Source organism: Streptomyces sp. NPDC087263, from assembly GCF_044744645.1.
Taxonomy (GTDB): Bacteria; Actinomycetota; Actinomycetes; order Streptomycetales; family Streptomycetaceae; genus Streptomyces.
This window is the reverse complement of record NZ_JBIUYT010000020.1, coordinates 39,792-66,220: the sequence shown is the minus strand read 5'-3', so window position 1 is coordinate 66,220 and position 26,429 is coordinate 39,792. Positions and strand designations below refer to the sequence as shown.

At 67.0% G+C, this 26,429-nt stretch carries 27 protein-coding genes and 3 pseudogenes; 16 read left to right on the top strand and 14 right to left on the bottom strand.

Going from position 1 to position 26,429, the window contains the following annotated elements:
* Window positions 1–148: 148 nt before the first annotated feature.
* Together ACIPC1_RS39470 and ACIPC1_RS39465 are read right to left on the bottom strand one after the other, a co-directional pair.
* Window positions 149–1,327, bottom strand: coding sequence for a Cmx/CmrA family chloramphenicol efflux MFS transporter (locus ACIPC1_RS39470; protein WP_402526439.1), 1,179 nt, complete (start codon window positions 1,325–1,327; stop codon window positions 149–151).
* A gap of 266 nt (window positions 1,328–1,593) precedes the next feature.
* A complete protein-coding gene (locus tag ACIPC1_RS39465) occupies window positions 1,594–1,719 on the bottom strand; it encodes a hypothetical protein (protein ID WP_402526436.1) in 126 nt (41 codons plus the stop codon).
* A gap of 217 nt (window positions 1,720–1,936) precedes the next feature.
* On the opposite strand from ACIPC1_RS39465, the gene ACIPC1_RS39460 reads away from it, so the two are divergent.
* The 4 genes and pseudogenes from ACIPC1_RS39460 to ACIPC1_RS39445 all read left to right on the top strand — a co-directional run bounded on the left by ACIPC1_RS39460 (window position 1,937) and on the right by ACIPC1_RS39445 (window position 4,069).
* The gene (locus ACIPC1_RS39460) at window positions 1,937–2,269 is read left to right on the top strand and encodes a hypothetical protein (protein WP_402526433.1); all 333 of its coding nucleotides are present in this window, start codon (window positions 1,937–1,939) and stop codon (window positions 2,267–2,269) included.
* Between the two features lie 77 nt (window positions 2,270–2,346).
* Complete coding sequence (locus ACIPC1_RS39455; protein WP_402526443.1) at window positions 2,347–2,991, top strand: CatB-related O-acetyltransferase; 645 nt, start codon at window positions 2,347–2,349, stop codon at window positions 2,989–2,991.
* A 328-nt stretch (window positions 2,992–3,319) separates the two neighbouring features.
* Window positions 3,320–3,462: pseudogene (locus ACIPC1_RS39450) on the top strand (transposase); the annotation flags it as partial.
* Window positions 3,463–3,805: 343 nt separating this feature from the next.
* Complete coding sequence (locus tag ACIPC1_RS39445) at window positions 3,806–4,069, top strand: hypothetical protein (RefSeq protein ID WP_402526446.1); 264 nt, start codon at window positions 3,806–3,808, stop codon at window positions 4,067–4,069.
* A gap of 371 nt (window positions 4,070–4,440) precedes the next feature.
* Here the strand turns inward: ACIPC1_RS39445 and ACIPC1_RS39440 are convergent.
* From ACIPC1_RS39440 to ACIPC1_RS39430, 3 genes and pseudogenes are all read right to left on the bottom strand, one after another.
* A pseudogene (locus ACIPC1_RS39440) lies at window positions 4,441–5,530 on the bottom strand (IS630 family transposase).
* Window positions 5,531–5,585: 55 nt separating this feature from the next.
* Window positions 5,586–5,880, bottom strand: a pseudogene (locus ACIPC1_RS39435) (hypothetical protein).
* 72 nt (window positions 5,881–5,952) lie between these two features.
* Window positions 5,953–6,822 carry an IS5 family transposase gene (locus tag ACIPC1_RS39430; RefSeq protein WP_402526431.1) on the bottom strand — a complete coding sequence of 290 codons (870 nt, stop codon included), beginning with the start codon at window positions 6,820–6,822 and terminating at the stop codon, window positions 5,953–5,955.
* 355 nt (window positions 6,823–7,177) lie between these two features.
* On the opposite strand from ACIPC1_RS39430, the gene ACIPC1_RS39425 reads away from it, so the two are divergent.
* The 3 genes from ACIPC1_RS39425 (at window position 7,178) to ACIPC1_RS39415 (ending at window position 9,967) form a co-directional block, all read left to right on the top strand.
* Window positions 7,178–8,476, top strand: a complete 1,299-nt coding sequence (locus ACIPC1_RS39425) for a hypothetical protein (RefSeq protein ID WP_402526428.1) — start codon at window positions 7,178–7,180, stop codon at window positions 8,474–8,476.
* On the top strand, window positions 8,386–9,252 hold the full coding sequence (locus ACIPC1_RS39420; protein WP_402526426.1) for a tyrosine-type recombinase/integrase: 867 nt from the start codon (window positions 8,386–8,388) through the stop codon (window positions 9,250–9,252). The genes ACIPC1_RS39425 and ACIPC1_RS39420 overlap by 91 nt, the downstream gene beginning before the upstream one ends.
* Window positions 9,253–9,418: 166 nt before the next feature.
* On the top strand, window positions 9,419–9,967 hold the full coding sequence (locus tag ACIPC1_RS39415; RefSeq protein WP_402526423.1) for a GNAT family N-acetyltransferase: 549 nt from the start codon (window positions 9,419–9,421) through the stop codon (window positions 9,965–9,967).
* Window positions 9,968–10,035: 68 nt separating this feature from the next.
* On the opposite strand, the gene ACIPC1_RS39410 is transcribed toward ACIPC1_RS39415, so the two are convergent.
* Window positions 10,036–10,287 carry a DUF6192 family protein gene (locus ACIPC1_RS39410; RefSeq protein WP_402526420.1) on the bottom strand — a complete coding sequence of 84 codons (252 nt, stop codon included), beginning with the start codon at window positions 10,285–10,287 and terminating at the stop codon, window positions 10,036–10,038.
* Between the two features lie 359 nt (window positions 10,288–10,646).
* On the opposite strand from ACIPC1_RS39410, the gene ACIPC1_RS39405 reads away from it, so the two are divergent.
* Window positions 10,647–10,961 (top strand): hypothetical protein, encoded by a 315-nt coding sequence (locus ACIPC1_RS39405; RefSeq protein WP_402526418.1) that lies wholly within the window; start codon window positions 10,647–10,649, stop codon window positions 10,959–10,961.
* A gap of 27 nt (window positions 10,962–10,988) precedes the next feature.
* Here ACIPC1_RS39405 and ACIPC1_RS39400 read toward each other — a convergent pair whose 3' ends face one another.
* Window positions 10,989–13,280: a caspase family protein gene (locus tag ACIPC1_RS39400; RefSeq protein WP_402526415.1), complete on the bottom strand. Its 2,292-nt coding sequence runs from the start codon at window positions 13,278–13,280 to the stop codon at window positions 10,989–10,991.
* 2 nt (window positions 13,281–13,282) lie between these two features.
* Window positions 13,283–13,681, bottom strand: a complete 399-nt coding sequence (locus tag ACIPC1_RS39395; protein ID WP_402526412.1) for a hypothetical protein — start codon at window positions 13,679–13,681, stop codon at window positions 13,283–13,285.
* Window positions 13,682–14,051: 370 nt separating this feature from the next.
* Between ACIPC1_RS39395 and ACIPC1_RS39390 the strand changes: the two genes are divergently transcribed.
* Window positions 14,052–15,200, top strand: coding sequence for a hypothetical protein (locus ACIPC1_RS39390; RefSeq protein ID WP_402526409.1), 1,149 nt, complete (start codon window positions 14,052–14,054; stop codon window positions 15,198–15,200).
* 205 nt (window positions 15,201–15,405) lie between these two features.
* On the opposite strand, the gene ACIPC1_RS39385 is transcribed toward ACIPC1_RS39390, so the two are convergent.
* From ACIPC1_RS39385 to ACIPC1_RS39375, 3 genes are all read right to left on the bottom strand, one after another.
* The gene (locus tag ACIPC1_RS39385; protein ID WP_402526406.1) at window positions 15,406–16,449 is read right to left on the bottom strand and encodes a hypothetical protein; all 1,044 of its coding nucleotides are present in this window, start codon (window positions 16,447–16,449) and stop codon (window positions 15,406–15,408) included.
* A 321-nt stretch (window positions 16,450–16,770) separates the two neighbouring features.
* Complete coding sequence (locus ACIPC1_RS39380) at window positions 16,771–17,109, bottom strand: tetratricopeptide repeat protein (protein ID WP_402526403.1); 339 nt, start codon at window positions 17,107–17,109, stop codon at window positions 16,771–16,773.
* 72 nt (window positions 17,110–17,181) lie between these two features.
* Window positions 17,182–17,766 carry a hypothetical protein gene (locus ACIPC1_RS39375; protein ID WP_402526400.1) on the bottom strand — a complete coding sequence of 195 codons (585 nt, stop codon included), beginning with the start codon at window positions 17,764–17,766 and terminating at the stop codon, window positions 17,182–17,184.
* 161 nt (window positions 17,767–17,927) lie between these two features.
* Between ACIPC1_RS39375 and ACIPC1_RS39370 the strand changes: the two genes are divergently transcribed.
* Entirely contained in the window at window positions 17,928–18,209 is a 282-nt protein-coding gene (locus ACIPC1_RS39370; RefSeq protein ID WP_402526397.1) for a hypothetical protein, read from the top strand.
* On the opposite strand, the gene ACIPC1_RS39365 is transcribed toward ACIPC1_RS39370, so the two are convergent.
* Entirely contained in the window at window positions 18,148–18,783 is a 636-nt protein-coding gene (locus ACIPC1_RS39365; RefSeq protein ID WP_402526441.1) for a hypothetical protein, read from the bottom strand. The two genes, ACIPC1_RS39370 and ACIPC1_RS39365, sit on opposite strands and share 62 nt — an antisense overlap.
* A gap of 189 nt (window positions 18,784–18,972) precedes the next feature.
* On the opposite strand from ACIPC1_RS39365, the gene ACIPC1_RS39360 reads away from it, so the two are divergent.
* On the top strand, window positions 18,973–19,512 hold the full coding sequence (locus tag ACIPC1_RS39360) for a YrhB domain-containing protein (RefSeq protein WP_402526395.1): 540 nt from the start codon (window positions 18,973–18,975) through the stop codon (window positions 19,510–19,512).
* A 68-nt stretch (window positions 19,513–19,580) separates the two neighbouring features.
* On the opposite strand, the gene ACIPC1_RS39355 is transcribed toward ACIPC1_RS39360, so the two are convergent.
* Complete coding sequence (locus tag ACIPC1_RS39355) at window positions 19,581–20,165, bottom strand: hypothetical protein (RefSeq protein WP_402526392.1); 585 nt, start codon at window positions 20,163–20,165, stop codon at window positions 19,581–19,583.
* Between the two features lie 760 nt (window positions 20,166–20,925).
* Between ACIPC1_RS39355 and ACIPC1_RS39350 the strand changes: the two genes are divergently transcribed.
* The 5 genes from ACIPC1_RS39350 to ACIPC1_RS39330 all read left to right on the top strand — a co-directional run bounded on the left by ACIPC1_RS39350 (window position 20,926) and on the right by ACIPC1_RS39330 (window position 24,949).
* The gene (locus ACIPC1_RS39350) at window positions 20,926–21,522 is read left to right on the top strand and encodes a hypothetical protein (RefSeq protein WP_402526389.1); all 597 of its coding nucleotides are present in this window, start codon (window positions 20,926–20,928) and stop codon (window positions 21,520–21,522) included.
* A gap of 519 nt (window positions 21,523–22,041) precedes the next feature.
* Window positions 22,042–22,287, top strand: a complete 246-nt coding sequence (locus tag ACIPC1_RS39345) for a replication-relaxation family protein (RefSeq protein WP_402526386.1) — start codon at window positions 22,042–22,044, stop codon at window positions 22,285–22,287.
* The gene (locus tag ACIPC1_RS39340; RefSeq protein ID WP_402526383.1) at window positions 22,284–22,832 is read left to right on the top strand and encodes a replication-relaxation family protein; all 549 of its coding nucleotides are present in this window, start codon (window positions 22,284–22,286) and stop codon (window positions 22,830–22,832) included. The genes ACIPC1_RS39345 and ACIPC1_RS39340 overlap by 4 nt, the downstream gene beginning before the upstream one ends.
* A 185-nt stretch (window positions 22,833–23,017) precedes the next feature.
* Window positions 23,018–23,500 carry a helix-turn-helix domain-containing protein gene (locus tag ACIPC1_RS39335; RefSeq protein WP_402526380.1) on the top strand — a complete coding sequence of 161 codons (483 nt, stop codon included), beginning with the start codon at window positions 23,018–23,020 and terminating at the stop codon, window positions 23,498–23,500.
* Between the two features lie 180 nt (window positions 23,501–23,680).
* Window positions 23,681–24,949 carry an AAA family ATPase gene (locus tag ACIPC1_RS39330; protein WP_402526377.1) on the top strand — a complete coding sequence of 423 codons (1,269 nt, stop codon included), beginning with the start codon at window positions 23,681–23,683 and terminating at the stop codon, window positions 24,947–24,949.
* Window positions 24,950–25,850: 901 nt separating this feature from the next.
* On the opposite strand, the gene ACIPC1_RS39325 is transcribed toward ACIPC1_RS39330, so the two are convergent.
* Window positions 25,851–26,408, bottom strand: a complete 558-nt coding sequence (locus ACIPC1_RS39325) for a hypothetical protein (RefSeq protein WP_402526374.1) — start codon at window positions 26,406–26,408, stop codon at window positions 25,851–25,853.
* Between the last annotated feature and the right edge of the window lie 21 nt (window positions 26,409–26,429).

The following is a 26,429-nucleotide window of genomic DNA, read 5'->3' as shown; positions in this document are numbered from 1 at the left end:
CCATGAATGCCTTCGACCTGGCCTTCGACGGCCGCCTCACCGCAGGCCAACTCTAGCCACACCAACCCCAGTTACACCGCTCGCTTTACAGACCCGCGTTCGACGAGCCGTCGGCGTCCCTTAATGGTCAAAGGAGCGTTCGCCTGCGTCACTGGAGCACCTCGGCCTTGCGGCCGGCCGCGATCACTGTGCGAAGAGGGAATGCGATGAGCAGCGCTACAGCGACCAAGAACCCGCTCGACCACAGCGGCCCGATATTTCCCACTGCGGTGCCGAGGGTAGTCGCGGCGATGAGGGGTCCGAAGGCGGCGCCGACGTTGAGTGCCGCCGTCGCGTACGAGCCAGCCATGGTCGGGGCTCCTGCGGCCTCATAGAGGACCCGTGTGATCAAGGTGCTGCCCAGCGCGAACGACAGGGCGCCCTGCACGCACACGAGGGCGAACAGGGCGACCGGCTTGTTGGCCAGCACTGCCAGGGCCGGCCAGCCGATGAGCAGCAGCGGGCCTCCGACTTCGATGACCAGACCGGGACGCTGGTCGGACAGCCTGCCGGCGATGGTGACCCCAGCGAAGGAACCGGCACCGAAGAGCGCCAGAACGACAGAGATCCACATTTCTCCCAGCCCGGCGGTGTCGGTCACGACGGGCGCGAGGAAGGTGAAGCTTCCGAACGTGGCTGCGTTCACCAACGCGCCGAGCAGCATCAGCAGAATCAATGGCGGCCTTGTGAGCTGGGCGAGCTCCGCTTGCAGGGATGGCCCGCCAGTCGCCTCTTGCTTCACACGTCCCGCCGGGATTGCCTTGAGGATGCCGAGAGCTGCAGGCAAGCAGAGGGCGGCGACGGCCCAGAATGTGGCCTGCCAGCCGAGCACCGTGCCGAGTACCGACCCGCCAGGGACACCGGCGATCGTGGCCACCGTGGTGCCGGACAGCAGCACGGCCAGCGCACGTCCCTTCTTGTCGGGTGGGACCAGCGTGGCGGCAGCCGTGAGAGCGACGGCGAGAAACCCTGCGTTCGCGAGTGCAGCGACTACCCGGGTGGCGAACAGGACCGGGAAACTGGTGGTGATGGCGCCCACGGCGTGAGCTGCCGCGAAAGTGAGAATGAACCCGAGAAGGCTGGAGCGCCTGGGCCAGTTGCGGGCAAGCGCAGCCACAAGGGGAGCACCAATGACCATGCCGACCGCGAAGGCCGAGGTCAGCGTGCCTGCTGTCCCGACTGTGACATCGAGATCTGAGGCGATGTCCGGCAGGAGGCCGGCGAGCATGAACTCCGAGGTGCCCATGGCGAAGACCGCCATGGCAAGCAGATGCAGCGGGAGAGGCATCGAGTGGCTCCGAGGTGAGGAGAAGCACGAGAAGGTCATCTCGGCACCGCGGCCAGCCCCAAGGGCACCCTCGCCCGCCCGCAGAATGCGGTGCGGCGACAGGGCTACGAGCTCAGTGGTTCAGGGGGCTGACGGCGTGACCGAAAGCCCCCGCCTTGTCTGACTCAGGACTCGACATGACCCGCACGGTACCCGACTGATGCTCGTCGAGGCACCTCGGTTTCACCGGCATTGGACTGTGCAACCAACGTCATGTCCCGCAACATCTAGGTGTGGTTCGCTGCGCCGTAGCGCAGTCCGTCGTAAAGGATCGTGGTGATGCATACCGCGTCGTCCTGCCAGCCGTTGGCGCGCATCCCACGGACGCCGTCCAGCCTCTGCAGGATCTTCAAGAATCCGACCAGCCGAATCCGCGTCGGCCGACACGAATACGGCATCCTCCAACCCCTGGAGCCGAGTACGTCAACAACTCGGTCGCGGCAGTCACCATGCCGGCGGACCGCCTGGGCCTCGCACTCGCTGCCGTGCACGCCGCGTGATCCGGCGTCTCCAACTCGACGACCTTGGCATCGGCAACGGTCGGCTCGTGATCAACAGCCCGTCCGGCCCATGGACGAACTGACGCTGCACGTCGCCCGCGAGTGGCTGGACCACCGGCGCCACCGCTGGCCCAACGCCGCCAACCTGCACCTGCTGATCAACAAGTTCACCGCCTTTGGCACCGGACCGGTCGGTGCGGTCTCCCGACCGCACCGCTTCGCGGCCAGGCCCGGCACCCTGGAACAGCTCGGCGTCGACCGGCAGTTGGACGAGCCCCGCGCCTATGGCCCCGACTCCCTCGACCTCGCCGGGGTCTTCGGACTCGGCGAGAAGACCGCTTTGCGCTACGCGGGCTCGGCGAGGGCACTGCTGGAGTGTGCTGTTGAACAGCGGCTTCGGTGAAATCTGCTCGACTGGGACAGGTGAAGGCCGCGATCATGATGGCTTCACTCGGCAGCGTGTAGGGGAGTTGATTCGTGATGCCAGTCATTCCTGCTGACCCGACCGTGGTGCACCCGATGCCTGACCAGCCTCGTGTGGTGCTGTTGAAGCCACTGGTCACCTCGCCGCTGATCGAGGTCGGGGAGTTCTCCTACTACGACGATCCGGACGATCCGACCGCGTTCGAAAGCCGCAACGTGCTGTATCACTACGGACCGGAGAAGTTGCTCATCGGTAAGTTCTGCGCGCTGGGGGAGGGGGTGCGGTTCATCATGAACGGTGCCAATCACCGAATGGACGGCCCCTCCACGTTCCCCTTCCCGATCATGGGAGCCTCGTGGGCCGAGCACTTCGATCTGATCACCGGCTTGCCCGGCCGGGGCGACACCGTTGTCGGCAACGACGTCTGGTTCGGATATCGGGCCATGATCATGCCCGGTGTTCGTATCGGTCATGGAGCGGTCATCGCTTCCGGTTCCGTGGTCGTCGATGATGTTCCGGACTACGGCATTGCCGGCGGCAACCCGGCCAGACTTATCCGGCGTCGCTACAGTGATGCGGACATCGCCCGCCTTCTGGCTGTGGCCTGGTGGACCTGGCCCGCCCAGCACATCACCGAGCACATCCGAACGATCATGTCCGGCAGCGTCGACGATCTCGAAACCGCGGCTCCCGGGAAGTAGTGACCGCCCGCCAGGCCCGCCGTCCCTCGGCCGGCGGGCCTTCTGTAATGAGCCTGGAATCAGCTGCTCTTTCGCCGCCGCGGCGGCGATTAAGGGCTGCCCTGCCTTTCTCGCGTGGGTCTGATCCGATCGTTCGTAGGATCGGAGGGCCCGGGGGCTCCAGGTATGGCTGTAAAGGCTGAGTCGCTGGGTGGCTTACGGGACTTGGCTGCCCGGAGTTCCGCGACGACTGGACCGCCAATTGGGAGACGCGACTCGATCGCTGCTGTAGGACAACGTCGGCGAGGTCGTCTGCAGGTCGGTGTACGACGAGCTGGCGGAGGTGACCGTGGCCGGGATCTGGGCCGGGGTGGACATCGGCAGGACGCATCACCACACCGTGGTGATCAACGGGAGGGCGAGCGACTTCTGTCGCGACGGATCCTCAACGACGAGGCTGCGCTGTTGGCGCTGATCGGCGATGTGCTGGCGCGCGTTCACCGGGCGTGGGAACCGCCTGAGCACAAACGGCGCGGGCTCAAAGCGAGGCTTCGGCGAGTCACCTACGAACTCGGTCCGATCGATTCGGCCAGCCGACGTGGCGCAGCGGAGGACGGCCCTGACCCACGCCCGACCGCCGTGGGCAAGGTGTTGGGAGCCCGGCTGGCTGCGACCAGCAAGGCAGCCGGGCCGGAGGCGGCGTCAAGCGCAGCGCGAACGGCGCTCGCCACGACAGTCATCGCTGTCATCCTGTTCTGTCTGCCGACGGTGTTCCCCAGCGTCCGTACCGCCTGGCTCTTCAGCAGTCATCGTCGGGAAACGCTGCTCAGGCGGTATGGACAGCACTTCGGATGGCCTGGTTGACGCCGCGGTCGTCGGCGAATTCATGGAGGTGCCAGGCCTCTTGCGGCTGGGCGCGGAGCGCGGAGGCGACGAACAGCGGGCCGCATGGGACGCCCAGCAGCTTGAGTGGCGTCGCCTTGCCGCGGTCGCCCAGGCGTCGATCACCGAGCACGCCAAGGCTGCCCAGCAGTCCCGCGACGAATTCGAAGCCGCGCTCAGGAAGCTCGTACGGCACCCCGACACCGCGGCGGGCTGACACCAGGCGTCCTCGGGCCAGCTCATGAGCACGTGGTCGCTGGCACCGGTCCGCTCCGTCAATACGACCTCTGCTGCTTCGATCGCATACGAGCCGATCCACCCGCCGGCCCTGTGCCCTCTGCATCCCTTGGTGCCGCGGCCGCGACACAGGTCCCTGTTGATCACCTGCCAAGTTGGGACCTGTCACTCGAACATTGGGGGTGTCCTTGAAGATCAGGTGACCGACCACGGTCAAGCCACTGCGCCTGCGCAAGGCCTGAAATCCGGCCTTGGGGAAGCGCTTTGCCGTCAGCTGCCGGTAACCGGGCTGCTATATCGGGTAGTTGGGGCTATACAGGATGGCTGGGACGTTCTTGCCTGCCGGGAGGGCTAGTCTTCTGAGTCAGGAATTCTGTTCAGATAGCTGGCGAGGCGTTCGAGGATCTCGTCTGCAGTTTTGGTCCAGACGTAGGGCCTGGGTTCGGTGTTCCATGCGGCGATCCAGGTCCGGATGTCCTTCTCCAGGGCTTGCACGGATCTGTGGACGCCTCGCCGTATCTGCTTGTTCGTCAGTTCAGCGAACCATCGCTCCACGAGGTTGAGCCAGGACGATCCCGTGGGTGTGAAGTGCAGGTGGAACCGTGGGTGTGCCAGCAGCCAGGTCTTGATGGCCGGAGTCTTGTGGGTGGCGTAATTGTCGAGCACCAGATGGACCTTGAGGCCGGCCGGGACTTCCCTGTCGAGCTTGATGAGGAACTTCTTGAACTCCTCGGCGCGGTGGCGTCGGTGCAGGGAACCGATCACCTTGCCGGTGGCGACCTCCAGCGCGGCGAACAGAGTGGTGGTGCCGGCGCGTACGTAGTCGTGGGTGGTCCGCTGCGGAACCCCGGGCATCATCGGCAGCACAGGCTGAGAGCGGTCCAAAGCCTGGATCTGCGATTTCTCGTCAACGCAGAACACCAAAGCTCGCTCAGGCGGGTCCAGGTAGAGGCCGACGACATCGTGGACCTTGTCGATGAAATACGGATCCGTCGACAGCTTGAACGTCTCCGAACGGTGCGGCTGCAGGCCGAACGCCCGCCAGATTCGTGACACGGTCGACTGCGACAAGCCCAGTTCCTTCGCCATGGAACGCGTCGACCAGTGGGTTGCATTCTTCGGCGTGGACTCCAGTGTCCTGGCGACCAACGCGGCCCTGCTCGTCCGTCACTGTCCGCGGGCCACCTGGGCGCGGCATGTCACCCAGCCCGGCGATCCGATACTGCACGAATCGGGCCCGCCAGCGGCCCACTGGATGGGGCGTGGCTCCGAGCTGAGCGGCCACATCCTTGTTCGAGGCACCCTGGGCGCAGGCCAGGATGATCCGACATCGCAGGGCCCACGCCTGCGGCGTCGAACGGCGTCGCACCCATCCCTCGAGAGCGGCCCGCTCCTCGTCCGACAGCGTCAACTCGGCCTTCGGCCGCCCCGTCCGCACCATAAAGCAAGCCTACACATCTGAACAGAATTCCCGACTCAGAAGACTAGGTCGTGTTTTAGAACTCGGTGATCTGTCTGGTTGGTCGTCCGGGGAAGTTGCGGGCGGCCAACCAGATGGTGAGGTCGTGGGCGATGTCGTTGATGCTGGTCGCCGTGGCGACCTCGTGCTCATTGCGGGAGGTGTCGCGGCGGACTATCTAACCACACCGGGTCGTCTTCGTCAGGCTGGACGACCACGAAGGTGTTGTCGGAGTCGTTGAGGTCGTCGATCATCATGAACAACGCGTCTTCGGAGGGGTCGTCGATGCGGTCGCTGTTCTCGCTGTCGGCGCCGTAGTACTGAGCCCCCATCGCTGCCTCTTCCTCAACCAGTTCGTCGTGGCCAAGGTCAGCATGGCACGGGGAACTGCCAGTTCAGGCCGGTCATAGCCATTCTCCGATCGCGGCGATCAGGACGGTGGCCTCGAAGCGGACGGCGAGTTTGTCGAACCTGGTGGCGACCGCCCGGTTGCGTTTGAGCCGGTTGATTCCGCACTCGACCGCATGCCGGGCCTTGTAGTCCTCGCGGTCGAACGCCGGAGGCCGCCCGCCGGCTTTGCCGCGCCGTCTGCGATGGGCGGCCTGGTCGGCAGGCTCCGGGATCGTGCACCGGATTCCCCGCCTGCGCAGGTAGGCTCGATTGACGCGGGAGGAGTACGCCTTGTCACCCCGCACACGCAGTGGGCGGACACGGGGACGGCCGGGGCCGGTGCGGGGCACTCGGATACCGTCCAGGACAGCGGCGAACTGAGGACTGTCACCACGCTGACCCGCGGTGATCAGCAAAGGCATCGGTCGCTGGCCTTGTTCGCAGGCCAGATGAATCTTGGTGGTGAAGCCTCCTCTGGACCGTCCCAGACCGTGGTCGTCGGGCTCTGTGTGGATTCCGCCGGGCGGTTCCTTCTGGTCCTGGCCGTCGCGGCGGGCGCCTGCGGCATGCTGATGAGCCCGGCAGGTTGTGGAGTCGACGTTGACTTCCCACGTGATCAGCCCTGCCGCATCTGCCCGAGCCTGCAGTCCGGTCAGCAGCACGGGCCAGGTGCCGTTGCGTTGCCACCGCCGGAAGAGCCCGTAGACCGTCTGCCACGGCCCGTACCCTCGCGGTAGATCCCTCCACGGCGCACCAGTGCGCACCCGCCACCGGATCCCGTCGATCAACTTCCGCCGTCCCAGCGACGGCCGGCCCAACACCGCGACCGGCAACAACGGCTCCAGCACTGCCCACTGTTCGTCAGAAAGATCCCCTCGCCCCACACCGAGATCATCACGGCACGGGACGAGGAACGAGCCCGATTTTCAAAAACACGACCTAGGCCACCAGGAGACACTCACTGCCGACCGTGGTCCGTTCGATGATCTCTCGGTCGACGGCGTTCTGGAGCTGTTGCCGTCGCTCACGACCTTTCCGCCAGCGACAAACAAGCGCAACAGAAGCAAGCGAGCGGATCGGTCGCGCGGGACCGCCCGAATCCTCCACTGGCTTCTGTCCTTCCCCGGGGACGGCTGGCAGGAACGGTGGCTCGTCTCCGGCGTTGACAGCGGACTGGACTGGGACTGGATCGACCTCGTCACGACCGAGTACGGGTCCGCCGAAGCACCCCGACGGGCAATGACGACGGACGGCCTGGGCTGCCTGCTTCTTGCCAAAGTGGTGCGGCCGAGCTACGAATTCCTCCAAGGTTACCGGACCTCGGGGCTCTACCGACATGCCAAGCAGCAGTTCGGCACCGAGTCGTTCCGCAAGGTGCACCAGGCCGGCCTGGCCCGGGGAATGACCCCCAGCCAGCTGGGCACGGCCGAGAACAGCCTGGTGAAGGTCGCCTTCCGGACCGGCCGCGATCTCGACCGGCTCACTGCCGGGGACCTGATCGCTTACTACGAGTGGAGCAGGAAAGCCTTCGCCACGGCGCCTGTGGGGCTTCACGCCGCCTGGGACCTGATGCGGGACGTCGGCCTGCTGTCCGCCGCACTGCCCCTGCGCCGCACTGTGGCACGGGGACAGCTCTCCACGGCGGCCATGGTGGACCGGTACAACGTCCAGTGCCGACCGGTACGCGATGTGCTGATCCGCTATTTGGAGGAACGCCGCCCGAGCCTCGACTACACCTCGCTTCAGCACCTGGCGAGCCGACTGGTGGGCGCCTTCTGGGCCGACATCGAGAAACACCACCCGGGCATCAACACCCTGGACCTGCCCACGGAGGCCGCCGAGGCATGGAAGGAACGGATCAGGTTCATCACCCGGGAGGGCAAGGAACCCATTCCCCGCCAGACACGGACCGCTGTTCTGACCGGAGTCCGCGCCTTCTACCTGGACATCCACCAGTGGGCACTGGAAGACCCGGCCTGGGCGGCCTGGGCGGTCTCCAGCCCTGTCCGCAAGGGCGACACCGGCGGGTTCACCAAGGTCAAGAAGAAGGTCCGGGCCAAAATGCACCAACGCGTGCGCGAACGGTTGCCCCGACTCCCCGAACTCGTGGACACCACCGAAACCCATCACAGCACGCAGAAGAAACTGCTGACCGCAGCCCAGGCCACCGACATCGGAGAGATCTTCGACCGCGGAGGCCAGCGTTATCGCCGCATCAGCCGCAGGGAGGACCGAACCAAGACGCGCCTTCAGTACAGGCCTGAGATGGTGCTGATCGAGGACATGGCCACGGCGGAGCAGTTCGACGTCACCCGTGACGAGGACGAGGCGTTCTGGGCCTGGGCCATCATCGAGACGCTCCGGCACACGGCGTGCGGCTGGAGGAACTGCTGGAGATCACACACCTCGCGCTGGTGTCCTATCAGCTCCCCGACACAGGCGAGATCGTGCCCCTGCTGCAAATCATCCCGTCGAAGGGAAACGAGGAACGGCTCCTGCTGGTCGACCCCGAGCTCGCCAGCGTCCTCGCCACCGTGATCACCCGGCTCCGCGGGGACAACACCGGCACGATCCCTCTCGTCGCACGCTACGACTACCACGAACTGGTCACCGGGCCGCCGCTGCCGCACCTCTTCCAGCGACGGATCGGCTGGAAACACGACGTCATCAGCACGAACACGCTCTACCAGCTACTCAACGACACCCTGGCCCGAGCTGCCCTCACCGACCAGACGGGCAAGCCGCTGCACTTCACGCCGCATGACTTCCGCAGAATCTTCGCGACCGAGGCCGTCGCCGGCGGACTGCCCGTCCATATCGCCGCCCGTTTGCTCGGCCATACCAACACGAGCACCACGGAGGCGTACCTGGCCGTCTTCCAGGAGGACCTGATCCGCTCCTACCGGGCCTTCCTCGACCAGCGGCGAGCGACACGGCCCAAAGAGGAATACCGCGAACCCACGACGGACGAATGGCGCGAGTTCCAGGAACACTTCCACACCCGCAAGCTGGAACTCGGCGACTGCGCACGGCCCTACGGAACCCCGTGCCAGCATGAGCACTCGTGCCTGCGCTGCCCGATGCTACGGGTTTCCCCCAGGCAGCGGCCCCGGCTGGTCGAGATCATCCGCAACCTCGCCGAGCGCATCGCAGAAGCGCGGACGAATGGCTGGCTCGGCGAAGTCCAAGGACTCCAAGTCAGCCTCACCAAGGCCAAGGAGAAGCTCGTCGCCCTTGACCGCACTTTGGAACGAAGCCATGGCCAGGGTGGTCCCACCGACCTCGGCATGCCCGTCATCACCAGATCACGATGACGAGTTAGCTGACTGAGCTCAGAACCCATCCTTAAACCCGCAGGGCGAAGCAGTGCGGCTGTGGCTCGTTGGAGGGGATGTGAGAGAAGAAGGACGGGCCCGGGCAGGAGGGGTGACCGGTCCGCGAACCTTGATCGCTGCTGAGCCTGCTGATTAGCTGGCCGACATGACTGAATTAGGACCCGTCGCCTGGCCGCCTGCCCCGATCAGGGCCGAGAGGCTCATGCTCCGTGAGCCCGAGGCCCGGGACCGTGCAGCGGTCATCGAGTTGTTCACCTCGCCCGAGGTGGGCACCTACATCGGTGGCCCTCGACAGCGTGACGAGTTCGAGCGTGCGGTGCCCGAGGCGCCCAAGCGGCGCCCTGGCCTCTTCTTGGTCGATCTCGACGGGGCGATGATCGGGATCGTCACGCTCGAACGGCGCGACCCGAAGCATCCAGTCCACGTCCGCCCCGGGGCCTCGGAGGTCGAGCTCGGCTACATGTTCCTGCCGCAGGCGTGGGGACACGGCTACGCCGCGGAGGCGTGCGCGGCGGCACTCGACTGGTGTGCCAAAGCGCTGCCCGGTGAGCCAGTGGTGCTCACCACCCAAACTGCCAACGAGCGCTCGATGCGCCTCGCGGCGAAGCTGGGGTTCACCGAGGTGCAACGGTACGAGGATTGGGGCGCCGAGCAGTGGTTCGGCATGTGGTCCCCGGTCGCGCTGTCCAACTGAGGTCGTGCTCGGCAGTGTCCGCACTCATCGCGATGAAGCCGGGCGAGCGTGAGGAGACCAATCGAGGTTCAAGGATGGGTTCTCAAGCCGCCCGCCGGTAGTCCGGATAACCGTCGGCCATCGCTTTCGAGGCGACCGCCGCGCAGGAAGTCGGTGGCCACCTGCGCGGCCACCTGGTCGTCGGCGGCCAGGTCGTGGATCGCGTCCACCTTCTCCTGGACGCTCTCGGGGGTGTCGACCTTCCAGCCGACGATCCGTTTCGCGCTGTCGTGCGTCCAGCGCGCGGGCCCGCCGCGCGCATTGGGCGGGGGGTTGTCCACCGCCTCGAACCGTTCCTGCAGGAGCGCATCGGCTCGATCTCCACGGCCGCGGCCCCGAGCTGCCACTGGACGCTGCTCATCTCGGAGACCCAGTCCCGCCCCAGCTTGACCAGCTCGTCGTAGCGCTGCCGGGTCACACTGCCAACCATCCCGGTCATCCGGACACCACCCCCACGAGCCCGGCTGCGACACCCGTGCGTGCCGTCAACTCGCCCTGGAAACCCGTCACTTCGCACCATCCGACCGCCTCGCCCCGCAGACAAGGGCGTACGGCCCCGGCGCCCGAAGCAGCCCCGCATCCATCGAACGCGCAGGCTCACACCCCGCCAGGCCGCGCGCGCCGCGCATGCCAGGCCCGTTTGCGGCAGGCGGGAGAGCAGTACACCGCCGAGACCAGACGGTCGACCCCCACCGTCCACACCGCCCCGCACTGCGGGCACGAGGCCGTCACGCCGGCCTTCACCGCCCCGGTCCGAGCCCGCGCCCGACGCATCCGCCGCCAGTGCCTGGAGCGGCACGCGTCCTCACAGAACGCCGCCGTCGACTTCACCGACGGCCCACCGCACCCCCGGCACAACCTCGGACCGGTGTCGTCACCTGCGACCACGACCAGCCGTAACCGGAGCATATCCAACCTGCCCATGTCGTCACCGTACGACTTCTTCTCAAGGTGAGCTGATCCCTGACGCTGGCAACGAAGCCTACGAGGCTGCCTTCACGCGGGCGACATCCCACAGTCGCACCTCGGCCTTGTCGGCGTCGCCTGTGGCGAGGGTGCGGCCGTCCGGGGACCACGCGACGGAGGACAAGCCTCTTTCGCTTGCGGTGAATTGGGTGATGACCTTGTGTGTGGTCACGTTCCATAGCAGTAGTCCGCCGTTGTCGCCGACGGAGGCCAGGATGTTTCCGTCCTTGGGATCGAAGGCCACCCCCGTCACGCTGCCGCTGGACCGGGTGTCCGTCTGCAAGGTGCCCAGGGGTTTGCCCGTGGCCACGTTCCGGAGCCGGATCGTGCCGTCGATGCTGCCGGAGGCGAGCGTCTGTCCGTCCGGGCTGAACGCCAGAGTGTTCACCCCGTACGTATGGCCGGTCAGGGTGCGCCGGAGCTTGCGGGCGGCGACGTCCCACAGTCGCACGGTCTTGTCGCTGCTCCCGGTGGCGAGCGTTTTGCCGTCGGGGCTGAACGCCACGCTGCAAACGCACCGAGGCCAGTCGTCTTGAACGCGGATCAGTGTGGTGAGCAGCTTTCCCGTGGCCGCGTCCCACAGTTTGGCGGTGCCGTCCCAGTCGCCGGTGGCGAGCATCTTGCCGTCAGGGCTGAGGGCCACACTGGCCACCGCTTCCGTGTGGCCGGTCGTCGTGGCACCGCTATCCCCGGCAGGAAGCTGCCATACCTGTGCCTTGCCGCCCGTGCCGAGGCCGTTGGTGGTTCCGGCAGCCAGGGCCTTGCCGTCGGGGCTGAACGTCACGCTGGTCACAGCCTTGCTGGTGGTAGTGATCGATGTGAGGGACCGATGGGTAGCGGCATCCCACAGCTGTACCGCCCGGTCACCGTTGCTGACAGCGGCGAGCTTTTTGCCGTCGGGGCTGAAGGCCAGGTCGCTGACGGAACCGATTGCACTGCTGCGGACGGTCAGGACGGCACTGGGCCGGTCCAGCTCGATTTTGGGGGCGCCCGTGGAATCGGAAGAGGCGCTGCCGTCGAAAGAATCCGCAAGGTGCCAGGGGCCGAACGCGAGGACAGCCGCGACCAGAACCGCAAAACCGGCGGTCATGGCCCTGACACGGCGGGTGCGGGGTATGAGGCGTGACGCCCAAGGGGTGGTCGGGGTAGGAGTCCTGGCGCTCGGCGCGGTAGGTGGCGCGGACCCGGCGAGTGGACGGCTGGATACGTGGGAGCCTTCCGCGTGTTGGACCGCACGGCTCGCCTGTGGCGGTGGCGCGGGAGTTGGTGCCGGTGACTCAGCCCGCTCCTGCGGCACCGGCCCCGTTGGGCCGGGCTCCTGCTCCAGCGGCCTGTGCTGTTCCGGCGGAGTCTCTGGAGAGTTCGGCTGAAGGGCCCGCAAGCGCCCGGCGGCGGCAATCGAGACGAGCTTGCTGTCGTCGTCCACCAACCCCTGGAGCCCATCGAGGGCGTGCCGCCGCACGAGGTCGTTACCGATCCGGTGCAAGTGAGCGAGCCCGTCCACGGCACCGAGGCGGTCGGTGGCGATGGGGCTGCCGAGCGCATGGCGCAGGTGTGCCGGCAGGGACCAGTTGATGTTCCGGGCGATGACGATGCGGCCCTCGACGTTGTCCTGTTTCTTGGGCCGCTGCTGTGGCATCTCGTCGACGACCCGGTCGTGAACGTAGCCGTACAACTCGTCGAGGGTGATGTCACCGTCGCCGTCGAGGTCCGCGCTGCCGTCGCGCAGACCCTGGACCAGGTAGCGGGTGAACACCGACTGCACCGCCTGGCCGTGCGCCTGGTTCCCCTCGAACGAGTACTGCGTCGCGTCCGACGCGGTCAGCACCGTGCGGCCGCGGCCCTGGAAGCGTTCCAGCGCGTGCACCGCCGTATCCGCCTTGGCAAGCCGACCGGTCGGGAACGCACCGCTGTAACAGCAGTCCAGAATCAGTACCTTCTGCCGCGAGACGCAGCCCTCCATGGCCTGGTCGATCTGCTCGGCGGAGATCGCGGTGAACAGCAGGCTGTCGCGGCGGGTGTTGGTCATCGCCAGGTACAGGAGGCCGTTGTCGTCCTTGAGGCCGTGGCCGGTGAAGTAGAGCAGGGTCAGATCGTCGCGGCGGCGGTCGCGGTAGAAGTCGCCGATGGCCTCGCCGATCCGGTGATGCGGTTTGTTGACCAGCGTGGTGACCTCGAACCCGGCGATGGCCGGGTCCCGCAGCACCGCGGCGAACGCCTCCGCGTCGTGCGCCGGAGCGGTCAGCCGCCGCAGTCCGGTGTCCTGGTAGTCGTAGGTGGCGATCAGCAGCGCCAGTCGGCGTCCCATGGCTAACTGCCGGTGTGGCGGCGGATGTAGGCGTCGATGAGGTCTCGCCGCTCGGCGGCGGATGCCCGCTCCAGTTCGATCGTGTCCCCGTCGATGGTCAGCGAGACGCGATGCCGGGCGGAAGACCTGGTCAGCCAGTCACGCAGGGACTCGATGAGCGCGGTGAACACGCCACCTGACGCGCTCAGTGCCACGACAATGGCCCCGGGAGTGACGGGATCGGTGCCCTTCACGCCGTCAGGAGCTGGGCCGCCGGGCCCGAGACGGATCGATTCGACGTCCAGCTCGGCGATCTCGGCCCGTAGCTGGCGTGCCAGCCGTTCCCCCGCCTCCGAGTCCAGCTCGGGGTCGGGCGAGAGGACCAGCAGTACTTTCATCGCGCCGTCCGCCCGCTGATCCATGTGGCCGCCTCTCATCGAAGCGTTGTCCTTCATTCGTCCCCCGGTGGCAAGTTGTCGCGAACTGCCCCTCACAGTGTGGCGGCATGCGGCTGCCGACGGCAGCCCGTCGGGACAACTTGCCGAGTCGACAGGGGAAGTGGCGGTCGCCTGCTCATCGGCAGCCATAGCCCCAACCCGAGGATTTGCCATGAACCATCACCGAAGCGTTCCCATCGCCTTTGACAGGTCGGGATCAGAAACAGCTTCTAAAGCCCCTCTGTGCTCGGACGGACTGACACTGATCCGGCAAGCCCCGTCCACGTTCGAGTGATGTCGCGCCGCTTGCATACGACCTCTGGCTACGCTGCCTGCTGGCGGCCATGGTTGGGCCGTGTTCTCCCTGGATGCTGTCGGCCCGTTGAGCGTCCTGCAGTGGGGAGCGAAGGAGTCCAGCTTCACGCCACGGCAACGCACGCAGCAGACACTCGGGAACGGCTCGATCGCCGTACCGGCGGCCGAACGGTACGGAGAACAGGACCTCCTGATGCGTCGTGACCGGATCAGTCGTCTCGCCGACCGCCGTCGCCTCTACACCAACGAGACGTACGACCAGGCCCGCTCGCAGCTGCGCGCCGGGCAGTCGCCGATCCCGGCCCCGTCCGGTGAACAGCTCCGCTTCGAGGCTGACCTCTTCCACCAGATCCTCGACTCCCGCTACGACTTCACGGCCTACCCCTTCGGGATCCGCCGCGTGCGCCCCGGCATTGACACCATCGAGCTGGAGGTGGAGAGCGAGAAGCGCGCGCACGAGATCCTCCGCACGATCCTTCCCTCGTACGAGCCCGGCGGCGAGGTTCACGGCATGCCCGGTCTACGGATCTGGCAGCGCACGAAGAACGGCATCGAGATCCACCAGTCCGGCCGGGCGACATCGGCGTGGCTGACGGGTTTGCCCGCCAGCGTGTGGAAGCGGGCAGAGGCGGATGCGCTCGACATCATCCTTTCCGAACTCGCCTGGCGGCCGCTGTGGAGGGGACCGGACCGATGGTCCGAGGAAGAGCTCGGCTTCGAGCAGCAATGGAACATGGGGGAGTGGTCCCGCAACTTCCAGGCCGGCGCATGGTGCACCAGCGGCCTGCTGCGCCGCGTCGCCCTCTTCCACACAATCGTGCCCGCCGACTACGTCGGCGGCTACCGGGGTCTCGGGATCCGCGGCTACGGGGGACTGGGACCGGTGAGGTGGTGCCTCGACCTCGATCACCGGACCGGCGTCAAGTACCGAAAGCAGGAACTGGTCGACGCGCTGACCGACCCTGAATTCGGTCTGCCCGTCGCGCGGGCCCACCACCTCGATGCGATCTACCCGCCGCACGAGTTCGGGAACTGGATCCGGCTGGACGATGAAGCCCGCACCGGCCTGATCGAGCTGCGGTTCGCCACCTTCAACTACCCCTCGCTCCAACAGAAGACGGACTCCCAGTACCGGGCGATCGTTGAAACCATCCAGACCCGAGTGGACGCGGTGCTGGCGTCTGGCTGACCAACAGGGACTTTGGCCTTCGGCCGGGTCAGGGTCCGGCGAGGACGTCATGGGTGCCGATGAGGCGCCAGACGATTTGCGGGACCCCTGACCCCTCGCAGCGAAGGTTGAGCATTCTCATCAAACACTGAGTGCCTGTCCGCAGGGGCCCAGAAGGAACACGTCCGGAGTGAGCGCCAGCGGTGCTGGTCAGAAGCCGAACGGCTCATTCATCCAGGCGAAGGTTGCGGTACCCGGGGATGTCGGGGTCCAAGTCGTCGGGCTCGTCCACGAGGGGGCCCATCACCGTTTCACTCTGATCAGGGTTGGGCGCGAACGCTCTCGCCCGCTTATCGCCGAGCACCGGCACCTCGGGTATCCCGGTTTCGCTCTGATCCGGGCTGGGCGCGCGCGGTATCACCCGATTCTCGCCGACCTCCGGCACCTTCCCGAAGATGGAGCGGCGACCCTTCGGGGTGTAGGGGTCTGGCGACCTCATGAGCGTGACGTGGGGCGGATAGATCGGCAGGGGGTCGTCGAACTTCGAGCCAGGGCTTTCTGACTGCGTCACGGGTTGGCTGTAGGACGTCGGCTCCGGTACGCCGACGGCGGAGGTCGGCACCTGCACCGCGGCGGGGTGGGGCGGTCGGGGGTCCGAGTAGTGCCGTAGCAAGCGCGTCAGATCGTACAGGCGGGTCACATTGATGCTGTGCAAGGCCTCGCCGGTGACGCCGGTCACGTCGTCGGCAAGGGCCAGGAAGGTGGGGTGCAGGACGTACTTGCCGAGCTTGACCACCGCCTCCAGCTTCTCGTCACCACGGGCCAGGTCGGTGACGAGGGTGGCGGTCCAGCCCTCGGACGAGGAGTCAGGGAGCATCAGCCGACCGAGGACGTCGAAAGCGTCAGCTGCCTGGCGCTCCCCGGGGTGCGGTACGTCGGCCTGGCCCAACACTCCGAGCGGGCCGAGGTCGGCCATCGCCCAACTGTGCGCGCGTACCTGCACGGCGAGAGCGAGGGCAGTGCGGACGAACTCCTCCTGCGCTGCGGCCCCGGCCGGCGGGTGGTCTGGCAGGTCGGGGCCCAGCATTGCCTGTATCTGGCCCGCGAGCTTACCGAGGGCCCACGTCCGTCGATCCGGGTCCGGAGACTCCCGCCGCAGCTCCCGGGCCGCGTCGCGGGCGGCCCTCAGCACTGCGCGGGCCAACCAGTCGAAATGCTCAGGCGACGTGGTGGTCCACTGACGCGGCCCAGTGCGGTCGTCGGCGTCCATGCTGCTCCCCCTCCCCGGCCGGTCCGACAGTATGAGCGGGAAAAGCCGGTAAGCACAGGATGCCCCGTCTGGTGCCGTTGTCCAGAAGCAGTACCAAACCCGCCAACGCAGGGAGAGCGAGGGACATATCCAGCACTCAACCTTCAGCGAGAATCGCTCAACTTTCGCTGAGACGGGTCAACCCCTTCTCTGAACGAGGAGTTGATCAAGCGACCGGGACGTCCTTGGGAGTCACCGACGGAATGCGCTGACCTGCGTGGATGCCTGACTGACTTTGATCCTTTCCCGGTTCGATCTGTGGTACTCCCAGGCGGCCAGTTGTCAGTCAGATGTCCTCAACGCCTGATTCCGCCAGTTGACGAGGTCACGCTGGGTAGTGAGGGTGTCGGGGTGGTCGGGGCCCAATACCCGAAGCCGGTCGGCCAGCATTTCGGCTAGGGCGGCCGCCGCACCCGCGGAATCGTCGGCCTCCCCCTGCCAGTTGGCGAGGTTGGCCCGAGTGGCGAGGGTGTTGGGGTGGTCGGGGCCGCTGAGGCCGAGCGTGAGGGCTGGCTCGGCGAAGTCGAAGGGCTGAAAGTCAGCCTCGCTGGAGCAGAGGAGAAACTCACCCAGCTGGACCGCCGTCCCACCGTCCACCTCGGTATGCCCGACATCGGCCACATCGTCGAGCCGACCGTCACGGGCCCGAAACCGTCAGAAGGCAATGCCTGACACCGTGGGCCCAGCCACCAATCATCGCCAGCCCGGGTTGTCGGCGGGCAGGAACGTCCCGAAGAGAGTTTCGTACTCGTCGCCCGACTCGGTGACCACAACGTGGCCCGGCTCGGTGCTGGTCACTGCATCTCGCAGCCGGGCGAGGAGTTCAGGCACGGGTACCCGGCGCAACGACAGCGCCGCGGCGACGCGGTCCCGGTGCTCGTCGATCTCGGGTTCGTCACGAACCAGGTCCCTTTCGAGGAGCGCAGCGGCGGCCGCCATAGCCTCCAAGCTTCCGCCACCGGAGAACTTCAGGCAGTCCTGCCACACAGCCAGGCCAGTGATGGTCTCTAGCGCGGCCTTCAAGTCGTCAGCGATCACGCCGCCCTGTCCCTCAGAGCTCGCATACACCACAGGTCGGCGCCCGCCCTCGTCATGGCTCAGGAAGAAGGTTCCGCCAGCCCAGTCACCAGCGATGGGCTCCAGCGCGGCACCCGAGGCCGCTCGGACCTCCTCGCCGTGGTCGTTGCGGAAGATGCCGAACTCGAAGGACGAATGCAGCAGGTCAGCGATGCCGGGGGTGTCTCGGATCAATGCGAGCAGATGATCGGTTGTGGTCACGGCGCGGACCCTAACAGGAGCCTGACACGGCCTCGGGCGCAAGGGTGAAGAGCACCTCGCCGGAAGCGAAGTGCCTACCGTGGACCCTCACTTGGAGGGCATTCAGTTAGTTCAGAGAAGCCTGTGTCAGATGCCCCCTACTGCTCGTGGATCCTGCCCAGATGCCACGCCTCCAGGAGATCCACACCAACCTCATCGACCGGCTCCAGGAGGCCAAGGAGCAGGGATGGCTCGGCGAAGTCGCCGCCATCGAGACCACCATGGCCGCCGCCGCGCAGAAACTGGAAGCCATGCGCGAGCGTGCAGCGCAACCGTCCACCGTCCACCTGGGCATGCCCGACTTCCGCCGGCACGCCGGACGGAGTGGCGGTTCCGGCCGTCCTACGACTCTGGTGGGACGGCCGGACCGGGCAGGTCGAGAACGCGGGCGAGAGCGGTTGTGACGGGAGCGCAGTAGTCAGGCAAGTGCCCGGATGCCCAGTCGGCTGCCAGTGCGAGGAAGTCAGCCAAGTCGCGCTCGGCGCCGGCGAGTAGGTGGTGGAGCTCGGTGATGGGCAGTGTGATCACCGGACTGTCGCGCTGCTCTGCGTTGACAGTGAGTCTGACAATGCCGCCGAAGCGCTCCGCAAGCGGTGACACGGGATCGTGGCCGAATCCAAGCGGGTTGCCGTCGTCGGCGAACCGATGCCAGTCGCGCCAGCTCTCCAGCCCGTCACAGCAGCCAGGCAGGAAGGTGACGCTCGTGGATGTGTCGATGACTCGCAGACCGCCCGGCGCGACGATGTCGTCCTCAAGCGTGAGCAGTCCGCGCAAGAAAGAGCCGAGAGCGTTGGCTGGCCGTGGTGTGTGATCGCCATCCGAGTCGGCCTCGTTGTAGTCGGCGATGCGCATCACGACCGCCCCTACTTCGGCGGGTGAGAGCTCCCCGCTGAGGCGCAGGAAGCTGAACGGCTCGAAGTCAGCGACAGGCCAAAGATCGAAGCCGTCAGGTGCGTACATCTCCAGGACGGGCTGCATCGTGATCACTCTGGGAAGTGTTCCGTACCCGCCGCCCGTATCGCCTCCCGATTACGCCGAGCCTCCTCGTCGCGGCCGACCGGGCTGAGCACCTTCGGCTGTACTGCCCTGCGCAAAAAGAGGTGTACGCCGACAAGCGGAGCGAATAACCGCTGTCCATGCGCGGCAGCGTGCGAGATGCTGCCGCGCATGATCGATCGCGAGTTCGCCGTTCGGGCGGCCCAGGAAGACCTGAACCGCCGATACTCAGGACAGCTGGTGGTGTCCGGGGCCGAAGAACACGAACTCGTCTGGATCGTCTACTACCAGAGCGCGGAGTACCTGCGGACCGGGGACTTGAGCCACATGCTGGGCGGCAACGGACCCTACCTGGTCGACCGTGTCGACGGCGGTCTCCACCAGATCGGGCCAGTGTCCGCCGCCATCGGCGCCTGGGAGGCCGACTACCGCAGCCGCATCCGGAAGATGCCTGTCCGGACCGCCGTGGACGACCTGCACGACGAGATCCGCCAGACTGCGGCGGCCCAGGGACGGAGCATGGCTATGCACCTGCTGCGACAGCACGTTCCAGAACTGGCACACGGCGAAGTCATCGAATACGTGACCACCCTGCAGACCGGCCCCGCACCACCTCATCTTGTGGACGCTGTCACCAGGGCCCTCATCCCAGCTCTTGATCCTGTTCTCGCCGTGCGCACTATCCACTCCGGGCAGAGCACTGAGCGCTGAACTCGGGCAACCATCCCGTGGTCCGGATAGGCCGTGCCCGACCGAGCACCTGGGACCACGAGATTAGTTCAGGCGTGCGGCGACAGGATCTCGATCACGGTAGCCGTTCCAGCAACAGGTCGGGCTTCGTGCATGGTGATCACATCGCCGCACTTCAGATGCCTCCACTGCTCGGGGCACAAGGGAGCCAGCCGAACGTCGGCGGTCTCTCCCGGGCCGAGCTCCTGCGCATACTCCACCCACAGCCTTGCGATGTTCAGCTCTCGCTCCCCGTCGGCATTGCGGTTGCCGATGTCCCACATCGGCCGGATCCGTCCGTCTGCGGCGAAAGCAGTCCGGCGGCAGCCCTCCTCTGCACTCACCAGGCTCAGGGTCGCCCGGACGGTGCCGTTTTGGACCTCCCAGCCACGCCACTCGCACCAACGACGGCTGCGGTCGAGCATCATCTGCCGAGCAGCTTCGGCTAGGAGGTCCCAGAAGTCCACGGACACGGGGTGGACATCCCCGATCTCGATGAGAACGCCGAGCACCATCTCCCACTCCTGGCGCCCGATTTCATCGCGCACATCCCCGACCGTCTGGCCGTTCTCTGCCGCTGCCTCCTCCGGCAGCAGGACGACGGCTTGGCGAAGGAGTGTGAACGCGTCATCCATGTGCTGCATTCTCCCCCGTCTCCGGACGCCCGCTGGAGGGCGACCAGGCCGGCCGGAGTTGGCAGCGCGACATGCCCGAATGCTCCCTGGCCTCGAGATTATTGCCCGCTACTTTGAGCAACTCGACTGCGATTCGGCCCCGCCAGGCAGTCTGGGCTAGTTCGGATAAACAGGAGTGTTCATGGATGCAGTCGGTTTCCGGCGTCGAGTCTCGGCCGGGCTCCCACAAACCCACTGGAGGAGTCACGTGACCACACCGCCCGTCGACCGACGCTCGGGGCCATCGCCGCCCTGGTGGAGGAAGCCATCCAGGAGCGCGGCGTCACGTACGGGGCTTCGACCTATCAGCCCCTCTGGAAGAGGCCCCGGAAGCCGAAGACGAAGAAGCAGAAGAATAAGGACCTGCGCGAGCAGCGCAAGCGGCTCAAGGCGGCTGGGATCCGCCGCCACGCATCCGGGCAGTCCCGACGGCCGGTGCCCGGCAGAGCCGCATCGGCAGCGCGGCCGCGCCCGCGACGCGCGCGCCCTGTCCCGGCTCCGGCACTCCAACGTCTGGCGGTGAACGACGGCGCCGCACCGGGTGCGCACGATGAACGCATCGGATGCGCACCGCCCCGCCGGAGCCAATCACTCACCTGCGGATTTCATGAGTGATGCCGGGCGTTGCAGCCTCCCGCGAAGGAGTCGCGAGCTCGACACGCAGCAGACCTCCACCTATTTGGTGTCATGCTCCTCCGACCATCCGTCACCATGTTCTGTCATGGATCTCTCTGGCGCCGCAGCGATCGTTGCTACCGCAGGTATCCCGGTGAGCGTGCTGATAGCTCGGTGGCAGAAGCGCACTGCTCTGGAGCAAGCGGAAGCGACCCATCGGACCGCGTTGGAGGTTGCGGAAGCGACCCATCGGACGGCGTTGGCGGTCGCCGATGCGACGCACCGCGCAACGCTGGAGCAGGCTGAGGCGAACCACCGCGCAGCACTGGAGATTGCAGACGGTCAGGCGGAGGCCGAGCGCATCCGGAGGTTGGTTGCCGCGCGATGGACTGCGTACGACCACCTCCGGTCCGAGTTGACCAAGTTTCGTACGTCCCTGTTGAACGGTGAAGATCAGAGCAAGCTGCGCGAGATCTACGACGGGATTCACGACGCAAATCATCAAATCCAGGAGGTCGGGCCTCTTGAGGTAGTCCGCATTGGCAGGCACATCCAGCTGAAGTGCGAGGACATTTTGAGGCAGGTCAGGGGGCAAGCGATGCCCCTTCAGGCATGCGAAGAGGCTTGGAAGACGGAGATATCTCCGCTGCGCACTGCTCTCCACCAGACCATCGCCCGCGTGATGGGTACCCACCAGACGTGAGCATTGCTCGGCCAGCAACGCATTGTTGTCCGTCGCAGTACCTGCGCCTTGCACGGCTCTGACCACGGCCGACATGAGGTCCGAGAGAGGCCGTCCACGGCCTCTTGCCGAGACCGGGTCGGCAACGGCGGGATGGCCGTGGCCGGGTGTTTCCCCTTGGCGAGCTGTACTCAAGGCCGCGAACAGACCGCGGACAAGGGGGTCGTCTTCACGCTGCTCCTTCGACCACCGCCACGGCGGCGGGGCAGCGAAGGAGACGAGACGATGACGTACACCAAAAGCCCGCGGGGCGGCCGGACAAGGGGTACGCGGCCGCCCGGATACGGCTCGGAGTCCAGTGCCGTGTCCAGTGCCGTGAACGATTCGCCGGCCGACGGCGAAGACGCAGGCCACACACCCCGCGCACGGGCCCGCGTGAACGCCGACACATCTCTGTCTGTGCCTGCTGTGTCAGCGGCAGGCCAGAGGTCTCCTTCTTCCACCCCCACATCGCCGAAGGTCCGCGCGGATGCTCTGCGGATGCTGGGGTGCGTACGGGTCGCCACGGCGTCGCAGATGGCCCGGGTGATCACGGCCGGGGACAAGGACGGACGCTCCTACGTACGCAGGGCGATGCGGAAGCTCGAAGAGCAGGGCCTGGCGGAGACGAACGGAAAGATCGACAAGGAGAAGATCTGGAACCTGACCCGGCACGGACAGCAGACCATCGTCAACGGGGGAGAACTGCTGCTGCGCCGACGGCCGGAACCGGCGCCGACGGGGTGAAGGCCGGCCTCGGTCCGCACGGCGTCGCGGTGACGGACATGATCCTCGCCTACGGCGGCCGCGAGCACCTGGCTTCCTGGCAGGTAGAGGTCAGCCACCGCATCAAGGAGACCGGCCTGAACTTCAACACGGACGCTGTCCTCGCGCTGCCCACCGCTTCCAGCGAGGTGCGGCTGTTCGAGCTCGACAACGGCACCATGAGCCAGGCCCGCCTCGCGAAGGAGGTCTGGGACTACGAGCGTTATGCCGGGCACCGGATCTGGGAGGGCGCCCGCGGCACCATCGGCAAGACGTACGCCTTCTGGTCGCGCTACCGCTACACGCGCAGCGAGCAATTCCCCACGCTGCACGTGGTCCTGGCGGGCAAGCCCGAGCACCTGCTCGACAACCGACTGAAGGCGCTCGCCCACAACGTGCGCGGCATCACCGTCCCCGTGCTCGCCATCACGCTGCCTGCCATCCAGCGCGGCGAGCCGTGGCGGCAGATCGGTGTCGATGACCCGTATCGCCGCAGGGAGCGCTACCCCGAGCCGGTCGGCCGCTGACCCGGCAAGTCGCCTCCAGGACAGCCCGCCAGACCACCGGCCGCCCGGCGGGCAAAGAGCCGGCCGGGGAGGATGCGCCCGCGCCGCGGACAGCGGGAATTTCGCGGCGCGGCGCCTTCCTGCTTCGCTAGCTTGACCAGGTGGACACCTTCGAACCACAGCATTCCAGCGCAGAGGCGGCCGGTATGACGTCTACCGCTTCCCTGTTCGCCTGCCGCTCCGAGGACGTGACCCTGGAGCGCGTCCGCGAGCTTGTCGCCGTCGGTCAGCCCGAAAGCCTGACCTTGGAGTACAAGGAAAGCTACGCGTCCAAGATCCCCGACTCGGTCGCGGCGATGGCCAACAGCTACGGCGGCCTCATCCTGGTCGGCGTCACCGAGCGCAACGTGGACGACCGGATCACCGGCGTTCCGGAGCCAACGATCGTCCAGGTGGTCAACGGCTGCCATCAGAAACTGGAGCCGCCCTGGGTACCGGAGATCATCCCGGTACCCCTCCCGGGGACCGACGGCCTGATGGTCCTGGTCATCCGTGTGGACCCCGCGAAGGCACCGCGCCCGCTTCTGATCCAAGGGGCCGCCCCTGCGATGTGCCGGTTTGGTGTCAGTGGGTGGGTGTCAGTGACGGCATGTCAGGCCAGGGTGTTTTCACTGTTGGTGGGGTGTTGAGCATGGCGGTCACTGACATGGGGCGGTGTCTGGTGTCGTCGCGGCTGTCATGGGGCGGTACACCCCGCTCCGCTCCGCTGTCATGGGAACGGCACTTCTGATCCTTCGGGGGCCGGGCGGCGGCACGGTGGTCGGCGTCGGGTTTGTGCGTCGGAAGGGTGTGGGGTGGGGGAGCCGGGCGTGTGGGGTGAGGTCACGGCGGGGCTGATGGTGTCCAGGCCGGTGCTGGTCGCGCGGCTGCTCGAGCTCGAGGCGGCCGGGGCGTGTACCACGGCGCACGTGCGTGCGGGCGCGCAGGTCGGTGGGGTGAATGTGCGCACGGTGTGGCGCTGGCTGGATGCGGCGCGGACGGAAGGCCGTGTGGAGCGCAGGCCGCGGGCCCGGCTGGAGTTGTCCGAGCAGGTGTGGGAGGTGCTGGCACAGGCGGGCGGGAACGTGTCGGTGCTGCACCGGCATTTGAAGGATGCCGGGGGAGAGGTGCCGTCGCTGGCGTCGCTGTACCGGGTGGTGCGCCGGGACCTGGAGGCCGGAAGGGTCCTGCCGGACCGCGTGGTGGTGCGGCGGGCGCGGGAGGAGCAGCGGACACGGCAGGCGCTGGCTGACCTTGCGCTGGCTGGGCCGCGCGAGGGCGGCGCGGCGAAGGCGGCGGCGCGCCGGCCGCCGCACTCCGTGCCGGCGGCGTCCGAAGTCCTGTCGTCGGGGGAGAGCGGTGCGGTGACGGGCGTGGCGTTGCCAGCCGGAGCGCAGCTGGTGGGGACGTCGTCGGTGCGGGCGGTGGCCGAGGCGATCGGGCAGGCGATGGCGGCGGAGGGCGCGGTGTGTGTGTTCGGCGACCCGGGCCGGGGCAAGACTGCGGCCGTGCGGATGGCGCTCCACGAGGTCCCGCCGGGCTGGAAGGTGACGTGGGTGCCGGTGCCGGTGCGCCCGTCGGTGTCCGGCGTGAGGCGGGCGGTGTTCGACGCTCTGGCGCTGCCGGGCCGCTTCCCGCACACGTCGGCGCGGGCCGACGCCGTGGTCGCGGGGGCTTTGGGTGAGGCGCGGGTGCTGGTGGTCGATGAGGCGCAGCGCCTGCCTGTGCCGTGCCTGGAGTACCTGCAGAGCCTGTGGGACCACCCCGGCACGCGGATCACGCTGGTGCTGTGCGGGTCGGGCAGCGAACGGGCGCTGTCCCGACTGCCGCAGCTGGCGTCGCGGGTCGGCGCGTGGCAGGAGGTTCCGCGCCTGGCCGCAGAGGAAGTGCCGGCCGTGGTGACCGGCTTCCATCCGCTGTGGCGCACCGTCCCGGCCCCGGATCTGGCGTGGATCGACCGGTCGTGCGCCCACGGCACGTTCCGCATGTGGGCCGCTCTGACCGCGCACCTGCAGAACGCGCTGCTGACCACCGCTGACGCGGCCGTCGACCGGGCTTTGCTGGGACGGCTGCTGCGCAGGGTCGCGCCGCCGCTGTGAACCAAGCGCTCCTGCAAGAGGCGGGAGGCGATCGCATGCGCTCGGCACGTACACGAGGTCCCGCCGCGCGAGGGGAACTGACATGGAGGACGGTGACGCCTGTGAGGTCTCATCGATGTTGCGGTAGCCGGACGGCTGTGACCTGCGGTCCTGCAGATGTGCTGAGACAGCCTTGAGGGGTGGTTCGGGGGAGGGGAGCACGCCTGAACTGCGATCCTGCAAGTCGATTGAGACTGCCGCAGATGTTGTGAGAACGCCTATGGGCCTCCACGGATGGCCGTCGAGATGGGAACCAGGTGACACTGAAGCAGGTGGTCTTGCCGTCGTTGGGATCGAATGCGGTCCGGCCGGTGCTGTTCGGCGCGGGGTGCAGGGGCTCAAGGGTCTGGGATCGGGGAAAACGGGCCGGGGCGCCCCAGCAGTCCAGCACCTGCAGTGCGGTTCTCCCTGATGTGGGGCTGTCCCGGTCTACGGTGTCCCACAGGTCTGGCCATGGCGCAGCGTGGCCAGACCACACGACGTCTTCCGGGCGACCGTGGACCTACGGGTGTCCGGTGCGAGACAGGTGCAGCAAACCGGCGCTCGCTGTACCGCCACGAAGTACTCCACCTTGCCGCCTCGACAGACGAGCTGCCGCCGGTGCCAACGGCTCATCCGGCAGCGTCTTCAGGAGGGGCTGTTCGACCAATGCCCCATCGCAGAACGGAACATGTCCACGCCCCCTACCGCAAGCCTGGTGGTGCTGCGTTGCCGAACGCACCGACACCCGTGTGCCTCAACGTTCCGCTCTCTGCAACTTCACGTTCGAATCGGCTGTGGCCTGACGCCTTGGGGGGCGAACACACCACACACGTCGAGCCAGAGCGACAAACCATGGCGTGCTGATGCGGCGGGTTGGCAGTCAAATTTCCGACAGGAAGTTGTCGTCGGTCAGCCGCCAAGTCACGCCGGACGCGTCGGTGAAGACGGTGGTGACGGCGATCTCCTCGACGCGGTCCATCGAGGAGTCCTTGGAGGCGAACTGGTAGGCCTGCCGCGGGCCGATGCCACACGGTGCATCGACGATTCGGTGATCCGGTACACGGGTCGCCTGAACCTGATCCGCAGTGAGATCACCGAACTCGACGTCGACATCGGTGATGGGGCGGTCGCTGCTGTTGCTCACGACGGCCTGGAGATAGCAGCCGTCGGCTGCGTCCGGCCCGTCGGGGCCGATCACCAGCCGGGTGCGCAGCGTGACCTGGCGGGCCTGAGCGGAGCGCCGGTCTTGTGCCGCAACTACGAGCGCATCACGCTCCGCCTGCAGATTCACCAGCTGCTCGCCGATGAAAACGCGCTGCTCGTCCAGCTGTTGGCGCTGGCTGCGCAGTGTGATGAAGGTGAAGGCCGCTGCGGCTGCAGCGAATATGGCGCCGGCCCAGGTGGGCGCGTCACCCCAGTTGATCGATTCCAAGCTCATGGAAGGGGACTGTAGAGGCGG

Coding starts and splice junctions, on each gene's coding strand:
- ACIPC1_RS39360 (WP_402526395.1), top strand. CDS start 18,973: ATGATCGATCGCGAGTTCGCCGTTCGGGCGGCCCAGGAAGACCTGAAC.
- ACIPC1_RS39445 (WP_402526446.1), top strand. CDS start 3,806: ATGGACAGCACTTCGGATGGCCTGGTTGACGCCGCGGTCGTCGGCGAA.
- ACIPC1_RS39425 (WP_402526428.1), top strand. CDS start 7,178: ATGACGACGGACGGCCTGGGCTGCCTGCTTCTTGCCAAAGTGGTGCGG.
- ACIPC1_RS39400 (WP_402526415.1), bottom strand. CDS start 13,280: ATGGGACGCCGACTGGCGCTGCTGATCGCCACCTACGACTACCAGGAC.
- ACIPC1_RS39415 (WP_402526423.1), top strand. CDS start 9,419: ATGACTGAATTAGGACCCGTCGCCTGGCCGCCTGCCCCGATCAGGGCC.
- ACIPC1_RS39335 (WP_402526380.1), top strand. CDS start 23,018: ATGACGTCTACCGCTTCCCTGTTCGCCTGCCGCTCCGAGGACGTGACC.
- ACIPC1_RS39355 (WP_402526392.1), bottom strand. CDS start 20,165: ATGGATGACGCGTTCACACTCCTTCGCCAAGCCGTCGTCCTGCTGCCG.
- ACIPC1_RS39365 (WP_402526441.1), bottom strand. CDS start 18,783: ATGCAGCCCGTCCTGGAGATGTACGCACCTGACGGCTTCGATCTTTGG.
- ACIPC1_RS39385 (WP_402526406.1), bottom strand. CDS start 16,449: ATGGACGCCGACGACCGCACTGGGCCGCGTCAGTGGACCACCACGTCG.
- ACIPC1_RS39470 (WP_402526439.1), bottom strand. CDS start 1,327: ATGCCTCTCCCGCTGCATCTGCTTGCCATGGCGGTCTTCGCCATGGGC.
- ACIPC1_RS39345 (WP_402526386.1), top strand. CDS start 22,042: ATGCTGGGGTGCGTACGGGTCGCCACGGCGTCGCAGATGGCCCGGGTG.
- ACIPC1_RS39325 (WP_402526374.1), bottom strand. CDS start 26,408: ATGAGCTTGGAATCGATCAACTGGGGTGACGCGCCCACCTGGGCCGGC.
- ACIPC1_RS39395 (WP_402526412.1), bottom strand. CDS start 13,681: ATGGATCAGCGGGCGGACGGCGCGATGAAAGTACTGCTGGTCCTCTCG.
- ACIPC1_RS39460 (WP_402526433.1), top strand. CDS start 1,937: ATGGACGAACTGACGCTGCACGTCGCCCGCGAGTGGCTGGACCACCGG.
- ACIPC1_RS39455 (WP_402526443.1), top strand. CDS start 2,347: ATGCCAGTCATTCCTGCTGACCCGACCGTGGTGCACCCGATGCCTGAC.
- ACIPC1_RS39350 (WP_402526389.1), top strand. CDS start 20,926: ATGGATCTCTCTGGCGCCGCAGCGATCGTTGCTACCGCAGGTATCCCG.
- ACIPC1_RS39370 (WP_402526397.1), top strand. CDS start 17,928: ATGCCACGCCTCCAGGAGATCCACACCAACCTCATCGACCGGCTCCAG.